19 protein-coding genes are annotated in these 20,043 nt (G+C 61.8%); 11 read left to right on the top strand and 8 right to left on the bottom strand.

What is annotated here, in order from left to right; translation table 11 throughout:
- Positions 1 to 182: 182 nt before the first annotated feature.
- Together G7016_RS23150 and G7016_RS23145 are read right to left on the bottom strand one after the other, a co-directional pair.
- Positions 183 to 1,676 (bottom strand): CoA-acylating methylmalonate-semialdehyde dehydrogenase, encoded by a 1,494-nt coding sequence (locus tag G7016_RS23150; protein ID WP_181118105.1) that lies wholly within the window; start codon positions 1,674 to 1,676, stop codon positions 183 to 185.
- A 14-nt stretch (positions 1,677 to 1,690) separates the two neighbouring features.
- Complete coding sequence (locus G7016_RS23145) at positions 1,691 to 3,037, bottom strand: aspartate aminotransferase family protein (protein WP_181118103.1); 1,347 nt, start codon at positions 3,035 to 3,037, stop codon at positions 1,691 to 1,693.
- Between the two features lie 113 nt (positions 3,038 to 3,150).
- Here G7016_RS23145 and G7016_RS23140 point away from each other — a divergent pair, with 113 nt between their 5' ends.
- The 5 genes from G7016_RS23140 (at position 3,151) to G7016_RS23120 (ending at position 7,774) form a co-directional block, all read left to right on the top strand.
- Positions 3,151 to 4,065 (top strand): LysR family transcriptional regulator, encoded by a 915-nt coding sequence (locus G7016_RS23140; RefSeq protein ID WP_181118101.1) that lies wholly within the window; start codon positions 3,151 to 3,153, stop codon positions 4,063 to 4,065.
- Positions 4,066 to 4,207: 142 nt separating this feature from the next.
- Positions 4,208 to 5,605, top strand: a complete 1,398-nt coding sequence (locus tag G7016_RS23135) for a uracil-xanthine permease family protein (RefSeq protein ID WP_181118100.1) — start codon at positions 4,208 to 4,210, stop codon at positions 5,603 to 5,605.
- Positions 5,606 to 5,674: 69 nt separating this feature from the next.
- Positions 5,675 to 6,355 carry a TetR/AcrR family transcriptional regulator gene (locus G7016_RS23130; RefSeq protein ID WP_181118098.1) on the top strand — a complete coding sequence of 227 codons (681 nt, stop codon included), beginning with the start codon at positions 5,675 to 5,677 and terminating at the stop codon, positions 6,353 to 6,355.
- Positions 6,355 to 6,939: an IMPACT family protein gene (locus G7016_RS23125; RefSeq protein ID WP_181118096.1), complete on the top strand. Its 585-nt coding sequence runs from the start codon at positions 6,355 to 6,357 to the stop codon at positions 6,937 to 6,939. Before G7016_RS23130 ends, G7016_RS23125 begins: the two co-directional genes overlap by 1 nt.
- Positions 6,940 to 7,099: 160 nt before the next feature.
- Positions 7,100 to 7,774, top strand: a complete 675-nt coding sequence (locus G7016_RS23120) for an SDR family oxidoreductase (RefSeq protein ID WP_181118094.1) — start codon at positions 7,100 to 7,102, stop codon at positions 7,772 to 7,774.
- Between the two features lie 2 nt (positions 7,775 to 7,776).
- On the opposite strand, the gene G7016_RS23115 is transcribed toward G7016_RS23120, so the two are convergent.
- Positions 7,777 to 8,868 carry a calcium:proton antiporter gene (locus tag G7016_RS23115; protein ID WP_181118092.1) on the bottom strand — a complete coding sequence of 364 codons (1,092 nt, stop codon included), beginning with the start codon at positions 8,866 to 8,868 and terminating at the stop codon, positions 7,777 to 7,779.
- A gap of 137 nt (positions 8,869 to 9,005) precedes the next feature.
- Between G7016_RS23115 and G7016_RS23110 the strand changes: the two genes are divergently transcribed.
- Positions 9,006 to 9,956 carry an adenosine deaminase gene (locus G7016_RS23110; protein ID WP_181118090.1) on the top strand — a complete coding sequence of 317 codons (951 nt, stop codon included), beginning with the start codon at positions 9,006 to 9,008 and terminating at the stop codon, positions 9,954 to 9,956.
- A gap of 2 nt (positions 9,957 to 9,958) precedes the next feature.
- On the opposite strand, the gene G7016_RS23105 is transcribed toward G7016_RS23110, so the two are convergent.
- The 3 genes from G7016_RS23105 to G7016_RS23095 form a co-directional block, all read right to left on the bottom strand.
- Entirely contained in the window at positions 9,959 to 10,690 is a 732-nt protein-coding gene (locus G7016_RS23105; RefSeq protein ID WP_181118088.1) for an ArsR/SmtB family transcription factor, read from the bottom strand.
- Positions 10,691 to 11,005: 315 nt separating this feature from the next.
- Complete coding sequence (locus tag G7016_RS23100) at positions 11,006 to 12,190, bottom strand: multidrug effflux MFS transporter (protein ID WP_181118086.1); 1,185 nt, start codon at positions 12,188 to 12,190, stop codon at positions 11,006 to 11,008.
- A 75-nt stretch (positions 12,191 to 12,265) separates the two neighbouring features.
- The gene (locus tag G7016_RS23095) at positions 12,266 to 12,475 is read right to left on the bottom strand and encodes a heavy-metal-associated domain-containing protein (protein WP_181118084.1); all 210 of its coding nucleotides are present in this window, start codon (positions 12,473 to 12,475) and stop codon (positions 12,266 to 12,268) included.
- 138 nt (positions 12,476 to 12,613) lie between these two features.
- Between G7016_RS23095 and G7016_RS23090 the strand changes: the two genes are divergently transcribed.
- The 3 genes from G7016_RS23090 to cueR are packed head-to-tail and all read left to right on the top strand — an operon-like array spanning position 12,614 to position 15,660.
- The gene (locus G7016_RS23090) at positions 12,614 to 13,006 is read left to right on the top strand and encodes a hypothetical protein (RefSeq protein WP_181118082.1); all 393 of its coding nucleotides are present in this window, start codon (positions 12,614 to 12,616) and stop codon (positions 13,004 to 13,006) included.
- A gap of 52 nt (positions 13,007 to 13,058) precedes the next feature.
- A complete protein-coding gene (locus tag G7016_RS23085) occupies positions 13,059 to 15,254 on the top strand; it encodes a heavy metal translocating P-type ATPase (RefSeq protein ID WP_181118080.1) in 2,196 nt (731 codons plus the stop codon).
- A 1-nt stretch (position 15,255) separates the two neighbouring features.
- Entirely contained in the window at positions 15,256 to 15,660 is a 405-nt protein-coding gene (cueR, locus tag G7016_RS23080) for a Cu(I)-responsive transcriptional regulator (RefSeq protein ID WP_181118078.1), read from the top strand.
- On the opposite strand, the gene G7016_RS23075 is transcribed toward cueR, so the two are convergent.
- On the bottom strand, positions 15,657 to 16,550 hold the full coding sequence (locus tag G7016_RS23075) for a PA4780 family RIO1-like protein kinase (RefSeq protein WP_181118076.1): 894 nt from the start codon (positions 16,548 to 16,550) through the stop codon (positions 15,657 to 15,659). The two genes, cueR and G7016_RS23075, sit on opposite strands and share 4 nt — an antisense overlap.
- Positions 16,551 to 16,700: 150 nt before the next feature.
- A complete protein-coding gene (locus G7016_RS23070) occupies positions 16,701 to 17,492 on the bottom strand; it encodes an AraC family transcriptional regulator (protein WP_181118075.1) in 792 nt (263 codons plus the stop codon).
- Between the two features lie 82 nt (positions 17,493 to 17,574).
- On the opposite strand from G7016_RS23070, the gene G7016_RS23065 reads away from it, so the two are divergent.
- The gene (locus tag G7016_RS23065; protein WP_181118073.1) at positions 17,575 to 18,594 is read left to right on the top strand and encodes a bile acid:sodium symporter family protein; all 1,020 of its coding nucleotides are present in this window, start codon (positions 17,575 to 17,577) and stop codon (positions 18,592 to 18,594) included.
- Between the two features lie 94 nt (positions 18,595 to 18,688).
- On the top strand, positions 18,689 to 20,041 hold the full coding sequence (locus G7016_RS23060; protein WP_181118071.1) for a 3-oxoacyl-ACP reductase: 1,353 nt from the start codon (positions 18,689 to 18,691) through the stop codon (positions 20,039 to 20,041).
- The last annotated feature ends 2 nt before the right edge of the window (positions 20,042 to 20,043 follow it).

The raw sequence follows: 20,043 nt of genomic DNA, 5'->3' as shown, positions 1-20,043 counted from the left end.
CCTTTTTCACCGCATCCGATCCGGAGATCGAAGCCACTTCCCGCTTACCCGAACTGCTAACTCGTTGATTCTCAAGAAGTTTGCCGTTCCGTTGTCGCTGGAAGTGGGGCGCATTATAAGGGCTTTCGAGAGGGCGTCAACACTTATTTGTTACATCCGTGTGAACACCCTCTTCAACAGGTTTAAAGGCTGGGGAACGCGAACTGCGAAGCTTCATGGCTGGCGCGCTGCGGCCACCGCTGGGTGATTGCCTTGCGCCGGGTATAGAAGCGGACGCCATCAGGCCCGTAGGCGTGCAGGTCTCCAAACAAGGAGCGCTTCCAGCCGCCAAAGCTGTGATAGGCCACCGGCACCGGGAGCGGCACGTTGACCCCTACCATGCCCACTTCGATCTCATCACAGAACAGCCGCGCCGCTTCACCGTCACGGGTGAAGATGCAGGTGCCGTTGCCATACTCGTGATCGTTGATCAGTTGCATGGCTTCTTCCAGGCTGTTTACCCGGACGATGCACAACACCGGCCCGAAGATCTCTTCTTTATAGATACGCATGTCGGGCGTTACGCGGTCGAAAAGGCACCCACCAAGGAAGAAGCCGTTTTCGTTTCCGCTGACGCTCAACCCACGGCCGTCCACTACCAGCTGCGCGCCGGCCGCAACGCCGTCATCTACATACCCGCGGACCTTGTCCCGATGCTGGCCGGTAACCAGTGGCCCCATATCCAACCCACAGCTGGTACCCGCGCCAATCTTCAGCTCCTGAATCTGCGGCGCCAGCCTGGCCACCAGTGCATCGGCTACCTGGTCGCCCACGCATACGGCGACGGAGATCGCCATGCAGCGCTCACCACAGGAGCCATATGCCGCGCCCATCAAGGCGCTGACCGCGTTATCCAGGTCGGCATCGGGCATCAGCACGGCGTGGTTCTTAGCCCCGCCCAGCGCCTGTACCCGCTTGCCACGGGCAGCGCCTTCTTTATAGATGTACTCGGCGATCGGGGTGGAGCCTACGAAACTGATCGCTTTCACTTCAGGCGCTTCGATCAATGCATCCACTGCGACCTTGTCGCCGTGCACCACGCTCATCACGCCGGCCGGCAGCCCAGCTTCCTGAAGAAGTTGCGCGATATACAGCGTGGACGTGGGGTCGCGCTCCGAAGGCTTGAGGATGAAGCAGTTGCCGCACACTATGGCCAGTGGATACATCCACAGAGGAACCATCGCCGGAAAGTTGAACGGGGTGATCCCTGCCACTACACCTAGCGGCTGGAAGTCGGACCAGCCATCTATGTTCGGCCCTACGTTACGGCTGTATTCACCTTTCAAGAGTTCAGGTGCGGCGCATGCGAACTCAACGTTCTCGATACCGCGCTTGAGCTCGCCAGCGGCATCTTCCAGAGTTTTGCCGTGTTCCTGGCTGATCAACTGCGCGATCTTGCTTTCATTCTGCTCAAGCAGTTGCTTGAAACGGAACATCACTTGGGCACGCTTGGCTGCGGGCGTGCGGCGCCAGGCCGGAAATGCTGCCTTGGCAGCATCAATGGCGCGCTGGACCGTAGCCACGTCGGCCAGGTGTACCTTCCCGCTGACTTCGCCCGTAGAAGGGTTAAATACGTCAGCGGTACGATCACCCGCGCTTACCAGGTCGCCATTGATCAGGTGTTGGATGGTGCTCATTACGTGCTCCGTTATCAGTCGATCTGGTTGAGGGCTTCGCCCACTGCGTCGAACAGGCTGCTCATTTCTTCGGCGGTAGCATTAAAGGTCGGGCCGAACTGCAGGGTGTCGCCGCCATAACGAACATAGAAGCCTTTTTGCCATAGTTTCATCGCTGCTTCGTACGGCCGCACGATGGCATCCCCATCCCGCGGGGTGAGCTGGATTGCGCCGGCCAGGCCGAAGTTGCGGATATCCACAATGTGCCTTGCGCCTTTAACCCCGTGGATCGCCGCTTCGAATGACGGCGCCAGCTCGGCCGCGCTTTGCACAAGGTTTTCCTTGAGCAGCAAATCCAGGGCAGCAATACCGGCAGCGCACGCTACGGGGTGAGCGGAATAGGTATAGCCGTGCGGGAATTCCACCGCGTATTCAGGCGTGGGCTGCGCCATGAAGGTTTGATAGATCTCGCTGCGAGCGATCACCGCACCCATTGGGATAGCGCCATTGGTGAGCTGCTTGGCGATGCACATCAAATCTGGCGTTACGTCGAAGGTCGTTGCGCCAAACAGGCTGCCGGTACGGCCGAAACCTGTGATCACCTCGTCGAAGATAAGCAGGATGTTGTGCTGGTCGCAGATCTCGCGCAGGCGCTTGAGGTAGCCCTTGGGCGGCGGCAGTACCCCCGCCGAACCCGCCATGGGTTCCACGATCACCGCGCCGATGTTGGACGCGTCGTGCAGCTCGATCAGCCGCAGCAGGTCGTCAGCCAGGGCGATTCCACCTTCCTCGGGCAAGCCGCGGGTATAGGCGTTGGCCGGCAGAAGGGTATGAGGCAGATGATCGACGTCCATCAGTTGCCCGAACATCTTCCGGTTACCGTTCACGCCGCCCAGGCTCGTACCGGCGATGTTCACACCATGGTAGCCACGCGCGCGGCCGATCAGCTTGGTCTTGGTGGCCTGGCCTTTGAGCCGCCAGTAGGCACGCACCATCTTCACCGCCGTATCGGCGCACTCGGAACCCGAGTTGGTGAAGAACACATGATTGAGGTCACCGGGGGTGAGGTCGATGATTTTTTCGGCCAACTGGAACGACAACGGATGGCCGTACTGGAATGCAGGCGAGTAGTCCAGCACGCCTAGCTGACGGGCAACTGCTTCCTGAATTTCCTTACGGGTATGGCCGGCACCGCAGGTCCACAGGCCAGAGAGGCTGTCGTAGATCTGGCGGCCGCGGTCGTCGGTCAGGTAACGCCCCTGCGCCGCCACGATCATCCGAGGGTCGCGCTGGAAGTTACGGTTGGCCGTATACGGCATCCAGTGGGCGTCCAGTTTGAGCTGGCTCGCCAGCCCGGCGGGTGCATTCTCTGGCATGTTCATCTGAGACCTCTTTGAGGATGGCAGCGTGCGTTGGTGATTGCGGCTACGTTCGCACGCGGATAAAGTCCGAAAAACCTTGTTTTTCCAATCTTCAGGCTGAGCGGGACTAAACAATGAGCCGTCGAGAGCCTCTGGCGCAGGTCAGCGATTTTGATATCAGACTGTTGCGGATCTTCCGTAGTGTTGTGGAATGCGGCGGGTTTTCAGCGGCCGAGAACGTGCTCGGCATAGGCCGCTCCGCCATTAGCCAGCAAATGAGCGACCTGGAGCAGCGTATCGGGCTGCGGCTGTGCCAGCGCGGCCGGGCAGGCTTCTCGCTGACCGAAGAAGGGCGTGAGGTATACCAGTCCTCGCTGCAGTTATTAGGCGCGCTGGAAAACTTCCGCACGGAAGTGAATGGATTGCACCAGCATTTGCGTGGGGAGCTGAACATTGGGTTGACCGACAACCTCGTCACGCTGCCGCATATGCGTATTACCCATGCCTTGGCGCAACTCAAGGAGCGAGGGCCGGATGTGCGAATCAACATCCGCATGATTGCTCCCAGCCAGGTGGAACAAGGCGTACTGGACGGCAGCCTTCACGTGGGGGTAGTGCCGCAAGCCAGTGCGCTGCCGGGGTTGGAGTACCAGCCCTTGTACAGTGAGCGCTCTTCACTCTATTGCGCGGTGGGCCACCCCTTGTTTTATGCCGACGACACCACCTTCGATGACGATCGGCTAAATAGCCAGGAAGCCATTGCGCCGACGTTTCGATTGCCCGGCGAAATCCAGGCTCACTACCAGGTGCTGAACTGCAGCGCCAGCGCCTCGGACCGGGAGGGCATGGCGTTCCTTATCCTCACCGGCCGATACATCGGTTACCTACCGGATCACTACGCCGAAGCGTGGGTGCAGCAAGGGCGGCTACGTGCGTTGAAAGCTCGACAGCGCTTCTACGACTTAAGCCTTTCATGGGTCACCCGAAAGGGGCGGCGCCCACATTTGGTGCTGGAAAGCTTTCTCGAGCAGCTGGCGGCTACCCGGTAGATTTCCTGCACAAACCGCGAACCCCCTGGCCTGCCTGGGGCTGCGCGAAGGCCCGACCTAAAAAACTGAGCAGTTGGACAGGTTCTTGCAACGATGGATTCATCGGCCGCTTACTCGCGCGCCCGCACTGGAGCCATGCAGCATGCCACCTGAAGAATCGGTCAACCCGGACCTGCTCTATAACCTCGAGGATCGGCCCGCCCCCCTGCCAGCCATGCTTGCGGCACTGCAGCACGTGCTCGCCAGCTTCGTCGGGATCATCACGCCGCCGTTGATCATCGGCTCAACGCTTGGGCTGGGTGAGCACTTGCCCTACCTGATCAGCATGGCGCTGATGGTTTCCGGTGTAGGAACGTTCATCCAGGCGCGCCGGCCTTGGGGCATAGGCGCTGGCATGATCTGCCTGCAAGGCACCAGTTTCGCGTTCTTGGGTGCAATCCTGTCGGCAGGCTTCATGGTCAAGCAGCGCGGAGGTAGCCCGGAGGACATCCTGGCGATGATCTTCGGGATCTGCTTCTTCGGCTCGTTGGTACAGGTAGTGCTCAGCCGCTTCATAGGGCAAATGCGCCGAGTGCTCACGCCTTTGGTGACAGGCATTGTCATCACGCTGATTGGCATCAGCCTTATCAAGGTCGGCATCACCGACCTGGGTGGTGGCTTCGGTGCCGCCGATTTTGGCGCCCCAGGCAACCTGGCGCTGGGTGGGTTGGTGCTCGTGATCGTGGTGGTGCTCAGCCGCTCGGAATCACCATGGCTACGTTTGTCGGCGATCGTCATCGGCCTGGTAGCCGGCAGCATAGCGGCATGGTTCAGCGGCAAGCTGGTACCTCATGCGTTGCCTGCCTTGCCCCTGGTGACCCTGCCGATACCGTTCCGCTTCGGGTTTGCTTTCGACTGGACGGTCTTCCTGCCCATCGCTCTGATCTATCTGATCAGCAGTATCGAGACGGTCGGCGACCTTACGGCCAACTGCATGCTCTCACGCCAGCCGTTGCAAGGGCCCTCGTACGTTGCCCGGCTCAAGGGCGGCGTACTTGGGGACGGCGTGAGCTGCATGATTGCGGCAACCTTCAGTGCCTTTCCCAATACCACCTTTGCGCAAAACAATGGTGTGATCCAGCTTACCGGCGTCGCCAGCCGCTACGTGGGGCTGTACATCGGGGCCATTCTTTTCATCCTGGGGCTGGTGCCAGCCATTGGCGCTGTATTGCAGCAGATTCCAAAACCGGTGCTGGGCGGGGCCACCTTGGTGATGTTCGGTAGCGTTGCCGCGGCGGGAGTGAGGATCATTGCGCAGAACGCCCTCGACCGGCGCAACATGCTGATTGTCGCTACCTCTTTCGGCGTAGGCCTTGGCATCGCCGCCCAGCCCGAGCTTTTGCACCATATGCCTGCATTGGTGCGCAACCTGTTCGACTCAGCCATCACCAGTGGCGGGGTAACCGCACTATTGCTCAGCCTGATCTTGCCCCGTCAAGGCGAAGCGATCGCGCCGCTTCATCCCGCGGGTGCCGCCGCTGCGGTGGAAAAGCGCCTTTAACGCTTGTCTGTTGCCTGTGGGTGCGTTATCAACGCAGCTCAACGCCCCACAGGTAACCCTGGAAGACCTATGCCCCTGCATGTTCCCGCCCACAGCGCTCAGCCCGACGGCAAGCCGCCCAGCCGCATTCGCCAGAAGAACGAAGAAGCGATCATCAAGGCGGCGGAGGATGAATTCGCCCGGCATGGCTTCAAAGGCACGAGCATGAACACGATCGCGGCCAAGGCCAACCTTCCCAAGGCCAACTTGCATTATTACTTCACTAACAAGCTTGGCCTTTATATCGCTGTACTGAGCAATATCATCGAGCTATGGGACAGCACCTTCAACAACCTCACCAGCGCCGACGACCCGGGCGAAGCGCTCATCCGTTACATACGCGCCAAGATGGAATTTTCTCGCCGCCATCCTCAGGCCTCCCGTATCTTCGCCATGGAGATCATCAGTGGCGGGCAATGCTTGAGCGAGTACTTCAGCCAAGACTATCAATTATGGTTCAAGGGCCGGGCGGCGGTGTTCGAACAATGGATTGCAGAAGGGAAAATGCACGCGGTAGATCCCGTGCACCTGATCTTCCTGCTATGGAGCAGCACGCAACACTACGCAGACTTCGCCAGCCAGATCTGCCGGGTGACAGGCAAGGCCCGGCTGACTCGGGTGGATTTCGACCAGGCTGCGGATAACCTGATCCATATCATTCTCACAGGCTGCGGTATTACCATCCCGGCATCGGCAGGTATTCCCCGCTGATGTCATTCACATTGCTGGCGGTGAGTGAATACCAGGAGGAAATCCGCAAAAGCCGCTTTCTGGCGATCGCAGGTACCGTCGAGAATCCGGAGCATGCGTCGGCCTTCCTGCGAACCCATGGCGACCCTCAGGCCACCCACAACTGCTGGGCATGGAAAATCGGCACGCAGTACAGAAGCAGCGACGACGGCGAGCCCGGCGGCACCGCCGGGCGACCCATCCTTGCCGCCATCGAAGCCCAGGACTGTGATCAGGTCATGGTGGTTGTCACGCGCTGGTATGGTGGCATTCAGCTGGGCACCGGTGGCCTGGCCCGCGCCTATGGCGGCTGCGCCAACAAGTGCCTGCAGCAGGCCATCAAGCAACCTTTGATCAGCCGCTCTGCCTTCACGTGTGAATGCACGTTCAGCCAGTTGGCCCTTGTGCGCCTGCGTGTCGCTGAAGCAGGCGGCGAAGTACTGAGTGAATCCTTTGAAGCCAACTGTGTATCCCTGCAGCTGGCCGTGCCGCCGGCTCGGGCACTTGAATTAGGCGATCACCTGGCGCAGTTGAGCCGCGGACGCATTCGCTTATCCCCAGCCTGATTTGTGCACATCCACTGTGCGCCCGCCTGTGGATAAACTCTGTGTAGGTCGCTGAAGCCCAATGCTCGCGGGGCTTCCAAGCCTTCGGTTATTTTATGATCAGCAAAAGCTACCCTTATCGAGGGTATGCTTTCCCCTTCCCCATTCGGAGATCACTATCATGGCCAGTACCAAGCAAGCACTTATCATCGGCGCCTCTCGAGGGCTGGGGCTGGGCCTTGCGCAACGCCTCGCTGCGCAGGGTTGGGGCGTGACGGCAACCGTAAGGGCACAGGCACCCGCCGCCTTGGGCAAAGCCGCCACCGTACTCGAGCTTGAACTGAACGATCTTGCGAGCCTTGACGCCTTTGCCGAGAAGCTGACAGGCCAGGTATTTGATGTGATTTTCGTGAACGCTGGCGTGATGGGGCCCACTACCGCGCTGGATGAAGTGTCCCCTGAGGATATCGCCGCGTTGTTCACTACCAACGTGCTCTCGCCGATCAGGTTGGCCCGGCGGATCGCGGCAAACGTGAAGCCCGAAAGCGGCGTGCTGGCGTTCATGAGTTCGACGCTGGGTACCGTTACTTCTCCTGACGCCCTCGAAGTCCCGCTGTACAAGGCCAGCAAGGCTGCGCTCAATTCGATGGTCAATTCCTTCGTGAACCAGCTGCCCACGCCACGGCCTACCGTGCTGTGCATGCACCCGGGCTGGGTGAAGACAGACATGGGCGGCCCCCAGGCCGACATCGACGTGGATACCAGCACCCAAGGCATGGTGAAGCAGCTTGAGGCGTTTTCCGGGCGGGGCGGGCTTCACTTCATCAACTACAAAGGCGAAACCCTTGCCTGGTAAGGTTAAAGCCCTAACAGGGAGAGCATCACGAAGGTGCCGAACAACACAAAATGCGTCATGCCCTCAATGGCATTGGTTTCCCCGTCATTCAGGTTGATGGCGCACACCAGCAGCGTGATGAAGGCCATTACGGTTTGCACTGGCGTCATGGCCATCTGGAAAGGCTGCCCGGTGTAGAGGGCCATCGCCTCCATCACCGGTACCGTAAGGATTACCGTGGACAGCGATGCGCCCAGGGCAATATTCACTACAGATTGCATACGGTTAGCCAGGGCGGCTCGAAGCGCGGTCAGTATCTCCGGAGCGGCAGAAATGGCCGCCACAAGAATTGCCGACAATACTGGCGGCGCGCCACTGCCTTCCAGGCCAACGTCCATGGCTTTGGACATCACCTCGGCCAAGGCACCGATGACCACAACGCCAAACACCAGTACACCGATGGAAAACCCGGTACTAACGGGCGCTTCTTCGACTTCAGCGGAAGGTTTGCGACGCTTTTTTTCCGGGTAGTTGTAACTGAAGAAGTAACTGTGCGGCCCTACCTGCATGCGCAGGAAAAGGCTGTACAGCACCAGCATCGCGCCAATGGTGAACCCGGAATACAACGCCCAGCGCCCTTGCGGGATGAATTCCGGCACCACCATGGATACGCCCATCGCCGTGAGGATCATCACACTGTAAGTGCGAGCGGAATCATCGTTGTAGCTCTGTTCCCCGTGTTTGAGCCCGCCCATCAGCGCCGCGAGCCCGAGAATGCCGTTGATATCGAGCATTACTGCGGAGTAAATAGTGTCGCGCACCAGCGTTGGCGAGGGTGTGTTACTCATCATGATGGCAAGGATCACAACCTCCACCAGTACAGCCGCCAAGGTAAGGATCATGGTGCCGTAGGGGTCCCCTACCTTCTCGGCCAGCATTTCGGCATGGTGCGCCACCCGGAGCGAAGCGCAGATGATCGCAACCACCAGCAAGCCGGCGCTGAGCAAGGCTACGCCCTGGCCCCTATGCACCATCAATGGTTCAAGCGGATAGGCCACGATCGCCGCCACCAGTGCAAGCAACAGAAACTTTTCCTCGATGATGTGCTTGAGCATGGCAGTCCTTTCATTAACGGCGTGGAAGTAGTACTGACTGCTACACCGCCGCGATGGTTTCGCCGCGACATCCGCGACCGTGCGTGCCACGCATTACGCGCGTAAAATGCCCGGTCATGACTTCAAGAGATTTCCCTATGTACAACTGGCTCAACACCCTTCCCAAGGCTGAACTGCATATGCACCTGGAAGGCTCCCTGGAGCCTGAGCTGCTGTTTGCCCTGGCCGAACGTAACCGCATTGCCCTGCCCTGGGCTGATGTCGACGCCCTGCGCTCGGCCTATGCCTTCAACAACTTGCAAGAGTTCCTGGACCTTTATTATCGGGGTGCCGATGTGTTGCGCACCGAACAGGATTTCTACGACCTCACCTGGGCGTACCTGGAGCGCTGCAAGGCCCAGAACGTGGTGCACACCGAACCGTTTTTCGACCCGCAAACCCATACAGACCGAGGTGTTCCGTTCGAAGTGGTGCTGAACGGCATCAACGCTGCTCTTCGCGATGGCAAGACCAGGCTCGGCGTAAGCAGCGGGCTGATCCTGAGCTTCCTTCGCCACCTCAGCGAAGAAGAAGCCGAACGTACCCTCGACCAGGCGTTGCCGTTCCGGGACACTTTCGTAGCGGTAGGGCTGGACAGCTCTGAAAAAGGTCACCCGCCCAGCAAATTCAAGCGTGTATTCGATCGCGCCCGGGCGGAAGGCTTTCTTACCGTTGCCCACGCCGGTGAGGAAGGCCCGCCCGAATACATCTGGGAAGCCCTGGACCTCCTGCATATCCAGCGCATCGACCATGGTGTGCGAGCGATCGAAGACGAGCGGTTGATGCAGCGGATCATCGACGAGCAGATCCCGCTCACGGTGTGCCCGCTGTCCAATATCAAGCTTTGTGTGTTCGATGACATGGCGAACCACAACATCCTGGACATGCTGGAGCGGGGCGTGAAAGTAACGGTCAACTCTGACGACCCGGCCTATTTCGGTGGCTACGTAACGGAAAACTTCCATGCCCTGCACACGCACTTGGGCATGACCGAAGATCAGGCACGCCGCCTGGCACAAAACAGCCTGGACGCGCGCCTGGTGAAATAACCTTACACGGAGATCAGCCTGCGGTTGGCTGTCGGCTGTCCCAGCTGGGCCAACTCGCTCTGCCCCACCCGCGTCACCCGCAGCCCCCTGCCGTCATCGGCCTTGCGAACCCAGCCTTTCTGCAAACAAAGCTGCAACAGGCTGGCGCCCAAGGCACCGCTCAAATGCGGCGCCCCATTACACCAGTCGCAGCATGTGGTTACCTGCAGGCAGCCGCGCTGGGCGAACGCCTGAACGTAGATGCCGCTGCTGGCGAGGCCGACTACGCCCATTGGCGTGAGGCTGGAGCCGGTTGCGGTGTCGATCCACCCTGCCTCGATGAACCGCTGATACAACGCGCTGGCAACTTCCCCGCCTAGATGATCCTTGCAGATCCTCGCCTTGCGCAGCGCTTCGCAGGTACCCGGTAACTGCTCGGCAACGAGCGTGTTCTCGCCTAGCAGTTCCGCCCCACGGGCAACAGCCGGTACCGACGCCAGTGCCTCTACGGCCATGCCCACTTCCGGCGCGGCAAGCCGAAAGAAGCGCTTGCGTCCTCGGGCTTCGCGCTTGAGCAGCCCCGCCGCGGAAAGTTTGGACAAGTGCGCGCTGGCGGAAGAGGGGGTAAGGCCCGCCAGGTTCGCCAACTCATCGGCCCCTCGCGTAGCGCCGTCGATCAGGGCCCATAGCATGGCGCTTCGCTTCGGGTCGGCCAGTAACGTGGCAATTCGGCTGATGCGAGGTACGTATTCCATGTTCATTCACTCCCTGTATGAGGGCCGGCCGCCACTGGGACGCCAGCGAATCCAGCGCATTATAAGCACGGCATTCAGGGGGAAAATTGGCCAAGGGAAGCGCTTGCAGCGAACGAGCACAGTGCTTCATGTACACACCGCGCGAGCGCGCGCGCTTCCTGCCAGCGGACTTTTGATGATCCAGCCAGCGAATCAAGGCCTCTTGATCTTGCGTCGCCTTAACGGGATGGGAAACGGATGACACTGCCCGGTAAAAAAGCCTACGCCACCAGTCGGTGATCTGCCGTCGACCAATGCTTGCGTGTTTGCCGGGCGTCAGGCCCGGGCCCGAGCCGCCACAATTCTCTGAGTCATCAGCGACGCCACCACGGTAAGGGCGCCACAGGTGGCGATCACCAACGCCATGGGTACAGCGGAGCCGTCCGCCAAGGCGCCTACCAGCGTGGACGATACCGCGGCAATCACGAACTGCAGAAAGCCCAGCATGGCCGAAGCGCTCCCCGCACGAGGGCCCTGCCCGGCCATGGCGCACGCCGAAGCATTAGGCAGGATGGCCCCAAGGCTTGCGATACAGGCGAACAAGGGCACCAGCAAAGGCCACAGATGTACGGGCCGCAGCGCAGCCACGGCCAGCAACACAACCCCGGCGGCGAGGTAGGCCCACACCATCCGTTTGAGCAAAGCGTGTGGGCCGAGCCTGCTGAGCAACCGTGCATTGATTTGCGCAACCAGAATGAAGCCCGCCGCGTTGGCCCCGAATACCCAGCCGAAATGCTCGGTAGGCACGCCATAGAGTTTGATCACCACAAACGGTGAGCCGGCGATATAGGCGAACATGCCGGCCATGGCGATACCGCCGGTGAGCGCATGGCCTACGAAGCCCAGGTCACCGAGTAATCGAGCGTACTGGGTCAGCGCACCACTCAAAGGCAAACGCGACCGATCGGCCGGCATGCTTTCCGGCAACCCCAGGTACACCGCAACCGCGCAGCAACCGCTGAACAGGGTAAGGGCCAGGAAGATGGATTCCCAACCGGTGGTATTGACCAGAAAGCCACCCAGCACTGGCGCGAGAATAGGCGCAAGCCCCATCACCAGCATCAATTGCGAGAACACCTTGGCGGCGCCAATGGTGTCGCAGGAGTCCGTCACGATGGCGCGGGAAAGCACCATGCCTGCACACCCTCCCAAGGCCTGCAGGAAGCGCAGCAATACCAGTGCTTCGAGCGAAGGCGCGAAGGCACAGCCCAGCGATGCGACGGTGAACACGCCTACACCGACGAGCAGCGGAACCCGCCGACCGAACCTGTCGGCGACGGGGCCGTAGATCAGCTGGCCGAAAGACAGCCCCAGAAAGTAGGAGGCGAGTGTGCTCTGGATGCGGGTTTCGTCCGTCCCGAAGGCGGCCGCCATGGCCGGAAAGCCGGGCAGATAGAAATCGATGGCCAACGGGCCGAAGGCACTGAGCGCGCCGAGGATCAGAATGATTCGAAGGTTCATGGGGCAATCAGTTGTATAGGTAGCTCGCTAGTGTAGCGCGAGCTCACCGGAACAATCCGAAAAACTCCCCGGTGCCTACCGCACTTCCCCAGCAGGCTGGGCGTCATAGCCGCTGTCCTGGATAGCACGCAGCAGGCGTTCCACCGGTAGTTCACTGTCGATGGCCACCTGGCCGGCGGTAAGGTCCACGCTAACCCGGGCATCGGCATCCAGTTCTCGAATCGCCTCGCCCACTGCCTTCACGCAGTGCTGGCAGGTCATGCCTTGAACGTTGAAATACTGCATATAACCTCCTTGGGTAAAGAGAAAAGCCTCGCGCCTTACCCCGTGGCAAGGTCAAGTTTTTCGTTAATCTGCCGGGCTGGTAATCCATGGCGGGCTCCGCCAAGCTTGGAGGGTCGTTCTCGCCCAGGAGCCATTACCATGCGCAGGCCGTTCCTTTTCCTTCTTGTGTTGCTCGGCTTGTTGCCGCTGGCGCCGGCGTTCGCCGATGGGCCGCAGGGCTATGGGGTATTGATCATTTCGCGAGAGCGTCTCGAAGTGGGCACGCCCTGTGAGATCGGCCTGTACATGCAAGACCAGCTGGTCGGCCGGCTGTTCCCCGAACAGACGGTGTCCTACAACTTGCCGCCTGGGCCGCTGGTAGTCCGCTTGCAGATTCTGCCGGGCAATGCTCCGGGCTGTAACCCGGGCATCGTTGGCGATCAGCGCTCGACCACACTCACCCTGCAGGCAGGTGACATTCGTAAGTACCGTATCGCTACTGGCCCGGAGGGGCTTTTCCTGAAAGCCGCCCCGCTCGACTACGCCCCTTGACCTTGCCAGCGGGGTAAGGTTGAGGCTTCATGCTTCCGAGGAGGCATGAACCATGGCGCACCCCGCAACCTTTGAGCTTTCGATCCACGGCATGACCTGTTCCAGCTGCGCCGGGCGCGTGGAACGGGCATTGCAAAAAACGACAGGCGTGCACAGCGCCAGCGTGAACCTGGCCAGCGAGCGAGCACGGGTTCACGTGGACGCCAGCGTGGGGCCAGCCAGGCTTATTGAAGCCGTCAGCCGAGCGGGCTATCAGGCGCAAATCGCAGCGGATTCGGCCGCCGAACAACGTGCCCGGCAGCGCCTTGAGCTTCAGCAACGCATCGAGCTTGTGCTGGCATTTGCCCTCGCCATCCCCCTGGTACTGCCGATGCTGCTGATGCCGTTGGGTGTAACGCTCATGTTGCCGCCTTGGGTGCAGTTCGCGCTGGCCACCCCCGTGCAGTTTCTGGCGGGCGCGCGCTTCTATACCGCAGCGTGGCGAGCACTGCGTGCCCGGGCCGCCAACATGGACCTGCTGGTGGCGTTGGGCACCAGCGCTGCTTACGCCCTCAGCCTGTTTCTTTGGGCACAGGCCACGCCGGGCCAGGCGCCACACCTTTACTTTGAAAGCGCTGCAGTGGTGATTGCGCTCGTGCTGCTGGGCAAACACCTGGAAGCCCGCGCCAAGCGCCGGGCGGCAGGGGCCATTCGCGCACTTGAGGCCCTGCGGCCTGCCACGGCCACGCGGCTGGAGGGTGGCGTCGCCCTCGAGGTGCCGCTGGCGAGCTTGCGCAAGGGCGATCACCTTCAAGTACAACCCGGTGAGCGCTTTGCCGCCGACGGCCGGGTGATAGAAGGCCACAGCTCGGCAGACGAATCTCTGCTTTCGGGCGAAGCGCTGCCTGTGGGCAAAGCCACCGGCGACAGGGTCAGTAGCGGCACACTCAATGGCGAAGGCGTGCTGGTCGTGGAGGTGGAGGCTACCGGGCATGAAACACTGCTGGAAGGGATCATTCGCCTGGTAGAAACGGCCCAGGCGGCAAAAGCGCCCGTGCAGCGTCTCGTTGACCGGGTCAGCCGGGTATTCGTGCCTGCGATCCTGCTACTGGCACTGGCAACATTCATCGCCTGGTACCTGATCGAGGGTTCGATAGAGCATGCGCTGGTGACGGCGGTGAGCGTATTGGTAATAGCCTGCCCGTGCGCCCTTGGGCTGGCTACGCCGGCGGCGATCCTGGCGGGCACTGGGGTGGCGGCCAGGCATGGGCTGCTTATCCGGGATGTGGGCGTGATCGAAACCGCTGGCCGGATCCGCCACGTAGTGTTCGATAAAACCGGCACCCTTACCGAGGGCAAGGCCGAGCTGACGGCCCTGCTGCCAGCGACACTCGGCGACCTCTCGGTACTGGCCCTGGCCGGCGCCCTCGCTTCAGGCGGCACGCATCCACTGGCGCAAGCCGTGCAACGTGCCTGCGTGGCGAGCGGTATCCAGGTTGGGAAAGCACAAACGGTCACGGCGTTGCCAGGGCGCGGCGTGGCGGGCCAGGTCAACGGCCGTCAGCTTGTACTAGGCAGCACCCGCTTGCTTGAGCCCGATGTCGCCTGCCCACCAGCACTGCGAACCGCTGCTGCCGAGTGGGAGGCACAGGGTATGAGCGTCTCCTGGCTGCTGGAGCAGAGCCCGCAGCCGCGGGTACTCGGTGCGATGGCGTTCGCCGACACCCCGCGCCCCGAAGCCAGGGCGGCTATCGAAGCGCTTACGCAGCACGGTATCACCTGCCATATGCTGACCGGCGACAACCCTGGAAGCGCGGCGCGGGTGGCAAGCCTGGTAGGCATCACTGACGTCCAGGCCAGCCTGCTACCTGCCCAGAAAGCCCAGCGGGTGACCGAGCTCGCGGCCAGCGGGCCCGTGGCGATGGTAGGCGACGGTATCAATGACGCACCCGCGCTGGCTGCCGCGCAAATCGGCATCGCCATGGCGGGCGCCACGGACGTGGCGGCTCAAGCTGGCGCGGTGGTGCTGGCGCGGGCCGACCTCAGGCTGGTACCGGCCGCGCTGAACATCGCTGCCAAGGTTCAGCGAAAGATCCATCAAAACCTCTTCTGGGCCTTCGCTTATAACCTGGTGGGCATTCCCCTCGCCGCCCTGGGCCTGCTCAGCCCGATATTGGCAGGCGCCGCCATGGCGCTCTCGAGCGTGAGCGTGGTGAGCAACGCCCTGCTATTGAATACATGGGTGCCGCCCACCCTGAAGGAGCGCTGAAATGTCACCCGTAAATATCGGCCAGGCCGCGAAGCGCAGCGGGCTCAGTGCAAAGATGATCCGCCACTATGAGCAGATCGGCCTGCTCCCTGCTGCCATGCGAAGCGACAGCGGCTACCGCTTGTATGGCCCTGAAGCCCTGGAAACGCTGGCGTTCATCAAGCGGGCGCGCGACCTGGGCTTCAGCCTGGACGCCGTGGGCGCGCTGCTGGCGCTCAAACGCGACCCGGGCCGTGCCAGTGCCGACGTGCAAACCGTGGCGCGGCGGCATATCAACGAGCTCGATGAGCGCATCGGTAGCTTGATTGCCCTGCGCGACAGCCTGCGGGCCCTGGCAGACCAATGTCAGGGCAATGCAGCCCCGCAATGCGCGATCCTCGACCGCCTTACCACGCCCGCAGGCTAGCGAAGCCAGGGCGGCGTAGGTTCTTCCGTGGCATCGGCAGGGGCATCCTGTTCGGCGCGCGCGGCCTGGCGCCTGGCTTCATCGCGCTTCACCGCCTCGATCTCACGCATTACCGCGCGTACATCCGCGCTTACTTCTTCTTCTCGATACACACCGGTCAGCGGGGTTTCCGGCAGCAGCGTGCCCGCCTTGTACAAGGCCCACATTTCCTTGGCATAACGGGTAGCTTTCAATTCCGGAGCAAAGCGACCGAAATACTGCGCCATGTTGTTCACGTCGCGCTCGAGCATGCTGAAGGCATGGTTGTTAGCCGCCGCGTCCACTGCCTGAGGCAGGTCGATGATCACCGGCCCGTCTGGCCCGAGCAGCACGTTGAACTCCGACAGGTCCCCGTGAACCAGGCCGGTGCATAGCATGAGCACGATCTGGCGAATGATGAACGCGTGGTATTCGCGGGCCTGGTCGGCATCCAGTTCCACATCGTTGAGCCGAGGCGCGGCTTCGCCGTACTCGTCGGCCACCATTTCCATCAACAACACACCGTCCAGGAAGTCGTAAGGCTTGGGCACCCGCACACCGGCGCCGGCCAGGCGGAAGAGCGCGGCCACTTCAGCGTTTTGCCAAGCGTCTTCGGTTTCCTTGCGCCCGTAGCGGCTGCCCTTGGCCATGGCGCGTGCTTGCCGGCTGTTGCGTGTCTTGCGGCCCTCCTGATATTCGGCGGCCTGGCGGAAGCTGCGCTTGTTCGCTTCCTTGTAGACCTTGGCGCAGCGCAGGGCATTGCCACAGCGCACCACGTACACCGCTGCCTCCTTGCCGCTCATCAGTGGGCGCACCACCTCATCGACAAGGCCATCTTCGATCAAGGGTTCAAGGCGTTTTGGCGTCTTCATCGGTTGCTCAAGGGTCCTTTTTTAACCGAACAGCAAAAGGGTGGAAGGCAAATCGTGCCTCGCAGCGCAGGATGCTCTCCCAGCAGCGTCACGAATGCAAACGCCTCGCCAGTTTTGCGACTTATTGCAACAAGACCGACACGGCTCAGGCTAATTCCCCCGGAACACCTCACCTGGTGTTGAACCAAACAAAGCCTTGAACGATGCAATGAAGGCCGAGGTGGATTCGTAGCCGCAGGCAAGCGCTGCCTGGGTAACACTGCTTCCCGCTTCGAGCGTGCCAAGGGACGCCAGCAGCCGTACCCGCTGGCGCCAGGTGCGGAAGGTGAGGCCGGTTTCTCGCTGAAACAGCCGCGCCAGGGTTTTCTCGGAAACGTTCAACGCCAGGGCCCAGGCCGTGAGCGAGCAGGCGGCATCCGGCTGGGCAATCAGCGCTTCGCACAGGCGCAGCAGGCCGGCATGGCGGGGCAGCGGTACCGAGAACGCCACTTCGTTCAAGCCTTGCAATTGATCGACCAAGACCGCGCTCAGGCGTGCTTCGGCGCTGTTCCCCAGCGGGTAGTCATGCTCATAGCAGGAAAACGACTTGATCAGCTCTCGCGTCAACGGCGTGACTTCAAGTACCCGGCAGCGCGCCGACGGTACGCCCGCCACGCTGTCATCGACGTAAAGGCTGCGCATCTGGGCCTCGCCGGCGTTGTTAACCCAGTGCTCTACACCCGCGGGGATCCATACGCCCCATTGGGGCGGCGCAAAATAACTGCCTTGCTCGGTGTGCACCGCAAGCACGCCGCTGATGGCGTAAGAGAACTGAACCCACGGATGGCTGTGGCGTGGCGTCCAGGCGCCCGCCCCCAACTGTTCCGCACGGGCGAAGAGGGGCCGGGGGAGCTGGACAAGGTCCGGAATGGGGCGTGGTGCAAAGTGTCCGTTCGGCGTCATCGGCTGGCTTATTGTCGCAAGACGGTTAATGGCCTTCACGTTACCTTCCTACGTCAGCAACGTCACTTACCGATGGTCATTTATGCCTTTGCTCAAACATCTGAAGAAACTCGTTACCGACTGGTTCCTCTGCGGCATGGTGCTGGCTACCGTGCTGGCGTGGGTTTTTCCGCGCTACGGCGGCAGCGGCGGGGTATTGCACCTGGACAAGGTCATCAACGTGGGTGTCTTCCTGGTGTTCTTCCTCCACGGGGCGAACCTGTCCGGCGAGCAGATTGGCCGTGGCCTGCGCAACTGGCGGCTTCACGTGATGGTTCAAGGGTTCACCTTTGTGGTGTTTCCGCTGCTGTGGCTGGCCGCGAAGCAGCTCGGCGGCGGGTCGCTTCCCCCCATGCTGATGCTTGGCTTCCTGTACCTCTGCGCGCTGCCCTCCACCATTTCGTCGTCGGTCGCGCTCACCGGAAGTGCCAAGGGCAACGTGCCTGGGGCTATCCTCAATGCCAGCCTGTCGAGCGTACTGGGCATTTTCATCACACCCTGGCTGGTAAGCCTGGCCATCGGGACTGGCAAAGGCGGGATCGACCTGGGCCCTACCCTCCTCAACCTCAGCCTGATGTTGCTGGCCCCGCTGGTGCTGGGGCAGATCGCTCGCCGCTGGGTGGGCGCCTTCCTGGCCCGGCACAAGCGCTATACCAATATTCTGGATAAATGCGTGATTCTCTTGCTGGTGTACTCGGCCTTCTGCAATTCGATGTTGTCAGGGCTGTGGAATCAGCAAAGCGGTACCGTGATCCTCGCCGCGTTCCTTGGCAGCGCCGTGCTGCTGGCGGTGGTATTGCTGCTCACAACCCGAGTCACTCGATGGGCAGGGTTCGATCATGGCGATCAGGTAGCAGGCGTGTTCTGTGCCAGCAAGAAATCGTTGGCCGCCGGGGCGCCCATGGCAGCGCTGATCTTCGGCCAACACCCAGCCCTGGGCTTGATCCTCTTGCCCATCATGATCTACCACCCCATGCAGCTGGTGGTGTGCTCGATCATGGCGGAAACCTACAACCAGAGGGCCGCGAGGCTGAGCGCGCCAACGCCGGCGGCCGCTCGCTGAAACACTCGACCAACGGGGCGCGGGTTCGCTTGACGGATCGAACGCCCGGGGCTTCGCTTCGGTCCCATGCTGTACCTCAGCGTGGAGAACCACCATGGCCGATCCCTATGTCCGCTTCGCCAATTCCGAAATAGGGCGGCGCCTCGTTGGCGCGGTGGGCTTGCCCAGCCCGGCGCGCCTTGAGCGGTGGCATAGCCAGCGGGTACGCGAGGTCGAAGGCGCGTTACTGGTAGGCGGTGGCCCACTGGCGGCCGAAGTCGCCAGCCTGGCGGCAGGGTTCGCCGAATCCGTGCACGCTTCGCCTTCACTGGACGCCTCCGCGCCAGGCTGGTCCCCCGATAGCGGGCCTCGGCTGAAGGCCGTTGTCTTCGACGCCTCCGCGCTGCGCCAGCCCTCCGAGCTTCAGCAATTGATGGTGTTCTTCCAGCCGCTGCTGCGCTCGCTGGAATCCTGTGCCCGTGTGGTGATTCTCGGCCACCCCATAGCCGAACTTGAAGCACCTTTGGCAAAGGCCACACAACGCGCCTTGGAGGGTTTCAGCCGCTCGCTGGCCAAGGAGCTTCGCAAGGGCGGTACCGCACAGCTGCTTTATGTAGCCGAGGGCGCCAGGGATCAGCTCGAAGGCGCCTTGCGCTTTCTCCTCTCGCCAAAAAGCGCATACGTGAGCGGCCAGGTCCTCACCCTGCGCCCTGCTCCCGTGGCGACCCGACAATGGCCGCGGCCGCTCGAAGGGCAGCGCGCGCTGGTGACCGGCGCGTCACGGGGCATCGGCGCTGCCATTGCCGAAACCTTGGCGCGCGACGGCGCCAAAGTGATGCTTCTGGATGTTCCACAAGCCCGGGCGGAGCTCTCGGCCCTCGCGGCGCGGCTGGGCGGTACCTCGCTGTGCCTGGACATCACCACCACCGAGGCCGCCACAGAGCTGTTGGCCGCCCTCCCCGACGGGGTGGATATCGTTGTACACAACGCCGGCGTAACCCGGGACAAAACGCTGGCCAACATGACCCCGGAATACTGGGACCCAGTCATGGCAGTCAACCTTGAGGCCCCGCTGCGCCTGACCCAGGCGTTGCTGGAGCACAACGCCCTCGGTGCCGCGCCGCGAATCGTGCTGCTGGGCTCAGTCACAGGGATCGGTGGTAACCGAGGCCAAGCCAACTATGCAGCCAGCAAAGCCGGGCTGATCGGTTTCGCCGAGGCGATGGCAGCGCCGCTGGCAGCACGGGGTGGCAGTATTGCGACCGTGGCGCCGGGCTTCATCGAAACGCAAATGACCGAGCGTATGCCCTTCGCGCTGCGCGAAGCCGGCCGGCGCATGAGCGCGCTTGGCCAGGGCGGGCAACCGCAGGATGTCGCCGAAGCCGTCGCCTGGCTGGCGCAGCCCGGCGCCGCCGCATTGAACGGCCAAGTGTTGCGCGTGTGCGGCCAAAGCTTCCTGGGAGCCTGACC

Source organism: Pseudomonas japonica (genome assembly GCF_013522925.1).
Classification (GTDB): Bacteria; Pseudomonadota; Gammaproteobacteria; order Pseudomonadales; family Pseudomonadaceae; genus Aquipseudomonas; species Aquipseudomonas japonica_A.
Note: the sequence above shows the minus strand (reverse complement) of the source record. Positions and strands in the feature narration are given on the sequence as shown.